The organism is Gellertiella sp. DMC107, assembly GCF_056313605.1.
Map to the genome: position 1 here is coordinate 2,501 of NZ_JBQUZZ010000009.1, position 2,923 is coordinate 5,423.

The 2,923-nt window shown below is 53.7% G+C and carries 1 tRNA gene and 2 rRNA genes (1 of these 3 only partly in view); all 3 read left to right on the plus strand.

The window, feature by feature from the left end:
• A 23S ribosomal RNA gene (locus ACT54B_RS21150) occupies window positions 1-2,537 on the plus strand (it extends 263 nt beyond the left edge of the window).
• An 84-nt stretch (window positions 2,538-2,621) separates the two neighbouring features.
• Window positions 2,622-2,736, plus strand: a 5S ribosomal RNA gene (gene rrf, locus ACT54B_RS21155).
• A gap of 72 nt (window positions 2,737-2,808) precedes the next feature.
• A tRNA-Met gene (locus ACT54B_RS21160) sits at window positions 2,809-2,885 on the plus strand.
• The last annotated feature ends 38 nt before the right edge of the window (window positions 2,886-2,923 follow it).

A 2,923-nucleotide genomic window follows, 5' to 3' on the forward strand; every position in this document is an offset into this window, starting at 1 on the left:
AGGAAAGGACATCAACCGAGACTCCGCAAGTAGTGGCGAGCGAACGCGGACCAGGCCAGTGGCAACAAGGGATGAAGCGGAACGACCTGGAAAGGTCGGCCAGAGTGGGTGATAGCCCCGTACGCGGTTAAGACTTGTTGTCCTTGAGTAAGGCGGGACACGTGAAATCCTGTCTGAACATGGGGAGACCACTCTCCAAGCCTAAGTACTCGTGCATGACCGATAGCGAACAAGTACCGTGAGGGAAAGGTGAAAAGCACCCCGACGAGGGGAGTGAAATAGAACCTGAAACCGGATGCCTACAAACAGTCGGAGGGGGCAACCCTGACGGCGTACCTTTTGTATAATGGGTCAACGACTTAGTGTAACGAGCAAGCTTAAGCCGGTAGGTGTAGGCGTAGCGAAAGCGAGTCTGAATAGGGCGCCTTAGTTCGTTGCATTAGACCCGAAACCGAGTGATCTAGCCATGAGCAGGTTGAAGGTTGGGTAACACCAACTGGAGGACCGAACCCGCATCTGTTGCAATAGATTGGGATGACTTGTGGCTAGGGGTGAAAGGCCAATCAAACTCGGAGATAGCTGGTTCTCCGCGAAATCTATTTAGGTAGAGCGTCGAGCGAATACTCCCGGGGGTAGAGCACTGGATGGGCTATGGGGACTCACCGTCTTACTGATCCTAACCAAACTCCGAATACCGGGAAGTACTACTCGGCAGACACACGGCGGGTGCTAACGTCCGTCGTGAAAAGGGCAACAACCCTGACCTCCAGCTAAGGTCCCCAAGTCATGGCTAAGTGGGAAAGGATGTGAGGATCCCAAAACAACCAGGATGTTGGCTTAGAAGCAGCCATCATTTAAAGAAAGCGTAACAGCTCACTGGTCTAAACAAGGGTCTTTGCGCCGAAAATGTAACGGGGCTAAAGCCATGCACCGAAGCTGAGGATGTGTGCTTGCACACGTGGTAGCGGAGCGTTCCGTAAGCCTGTGAAGGGGTATCCGTGAGGGGCCCTGGAGGTATCGGAAGTGCGAATGTTGACATGAGTAACGATAAAGAGGGTGAGAGACCCTCTCGCCGAAAGACCAAGGGTTCCTGCTTAAAGTTAATCTGAGCAGGGTTAGCCGGCCCCTAAGACGAGGCGGAAACGCGTAGTCGATGGGAACCACGTTAATATTCGTGGGCCTGGTGGTAGTGACGGATTGCGTAACTTGTTCAGTCTTATTGGATTGACTGGGCAGGGAAGCGGTTCCAGGAAATAGCTCCACCATTATAGACCGTACCCGAAACCGACACAGGTGGTCAGGTAGAGTATACCAAGGCGCTTGAGAGAACTATGCTGAAGGAACTCGGCAAATTGCACGCGTAACTTCGGAAGAAGCGTGACCCTTTTGCGGGCAACCGTAGAAGGGTGGCACAGACCAGGGGGTAGCGACTGTTTATCAAAAACACAGGGCTCTGCGAAGTCCATAAGACGACGTATAGGGTCTGACGCCTGCCCGGTGCTGGAAGGTTAAGAGGAGAGGTGCAAGCTTTGAATTGAAGCCCCAGTAAACGGCGGCCGTAACTATAACGGTCCTAAGGTAGCGAAATTCCTTGTCGGGTAAGTTCCGACCTGCACGAATGGCGTAACGACTTCCCCGCTGTCTCCAGCATAGACTCAGTGAAATTGAATTCCCCGTGAAGATGCGGGGTTCCTGCGGTCAGACGGAAAGACCCCGTGCACCTTTACTATAGCTTTACACTGGCATTCGTGTCGGCATGTGTAGGATAGGTGGTAGGCTTTGAAGCAGGGACGCCAGTTTCTGTGGAGCCATCCTTGAAATACCACCCTTATCGTCATGGATGTCTAACCGCGGCCCGTCATCCGGGTCCGGGACAGTGTATGGTGGGTAGTTTGACTGGGGCGGTCGCCTCCGAAAGAGTAACGGAGGCGCGCGATGGTGGGCTCAGAGCGGTCGGAAATCGCTCGTCGAGTGCAATGGCATAAGCCCGCCTGACTGCGAGACTGACAAGTCGAGCAGAGACGAAAGTCGGTCATAGTGATCCGGTGGTCCCGCGTGGAAGGGCCATCGCTCAACGGATAAAAGGTACGCCGGGGATAACAGGCTGATGACCCCCAAGAGTCCATATCGACGGGGTTGTTTGGCACCTCGATGTCGGCTCATCGCATCCTGGGGCTGGAGCAGGTCCCAAGGGTTTGGCTGTTCGCCAATTAAAGCGGTACGTGAGCTGGGTTCAGAACGTCGTGAGACAGTTCGGTCCCTATCTGCCGTGGGTGTAGGAATATTGACAGGATCTGTCCCTAGTACGAGAGGACCGGGATGGACATATCTCTGGTGGACCTGTTGTCCTGCCAAGGGCATAGCAGGGTAGCTATATATGGAAGGGATAACCGCTGAAGGCATCTAAGCGGGAAACCCACCTGAAAACGAGTATTCCCTATCAGAGCCGTGGAAGACGACCACGTTGATAGGACGGGTGTGGAAGTGCAGTAATGCATGAAGCTTACCGTTACTAATAGCTCGATCGGCTTGATCGTTCCCATTGATCAATGCTCATCACAAAAAAGAAAACGCAATCAGCGCTTCACCAGCTTCTCAATCATTTAGTTGCTCTTCGCCGACCTGGTGGTTATGGCGGGGTGGCTGCACCCGTTCCCATTCCGAACACGGCCGTGAAACGCCCCAGCGCCAATGGTACTTCGTCTCAAGACGCGGGAGAGTAGGTCGCTGCCAGGTCTGCAAAGTGCAACTCAATATCTTCTCTCTCAACCCATTCCCAAGTCCCGGATAATCCCGGAAAAAATCTAACGCGGGGTGGAGCAGCCCGGTAGCTCGTCAGGCTCATAACCTGAAGGCCGCAGGTTCAAATCCTGCCCCCGCAACCAATCACAAAAATCATTCACAAAAAAATCCCAAAACGCCC